The organism is Bacillus sp. JHAA (genome assembly GCF_036961585.1).
GTDB classification, from domain to species: Bacteria; Bacillota; Bacilli; order Bacillales; family Bacillaceae; genus Bacillus; species Bacillus velezensis.
The window spans coordinates 1-560 of the sequence record NZ_JBAMDE010000033.1 but is presented as its reverse complement, the minus strand read 5'-3'; the positions used below and the strand labels follow the sequence as shown (position 1 = coordinate 560).

The window sequence follows — 560 nt, the reverse complement described above, 5'->3', positions numbered from 1 at the left end:
TGATCCAAGCTGATCCGGACGAGTCAGCCTCGGCGCTTCTTGCCAAGCTGAAAGAAAACCGGGCGCATCCTGAACAAGCGGAAATCCGTTATGAAGACGGCAAACGTCTCGTCAGAAACTGGCGTCATCTGCCGGCGCCTCAAAGCGGCGCCGTTCCGTGGAAAGACGAAGGGGTCTACCTCCTCACCGGGGGAGCGGGCGGCATCGGACTGATTTTCGCTGAAGAAATAGCCTCCCGCGTCAAAAACGCTGTCCTCGTATTAACGGGAAGGGCGGAAGCGCTTGATGAAGACCGCTCCGCCCGCTTACGGCGCTTGGAAGCGTCGGGCGCCCGCGTATTGTATCAACCGGTAGACGTGACAGACAGGGCGGCGGTCATCGCCCTCGTCCGCGGCATACAGAAGGAGCACGGAACACTCGACGGGATCATTCACGGCGCAGGCGTGATCGCTGACAACTACATTCTGAACCAGACAGAAAACGAACGGAAGGCCGTCATGGCGCCGAAAGTGAAAGGGTTTATCAATCTTGATGAAGCAGCGAAAGATGTGCGGCTGGAT

The 560-nt window shown here is 58.0% G+C and carries 1 protein-coding gene; it reads left to right on the top strand.

The window, feature by feature from the left end:
• Positions 1 to 560, top strand: a 560-nt coding sequence (locus V7728_RS20425; protein WP_335371391.1) for an SDR family NAD(P)-dependent oxidoreductase, incomplete at both ends; no start/stop codon positions are given.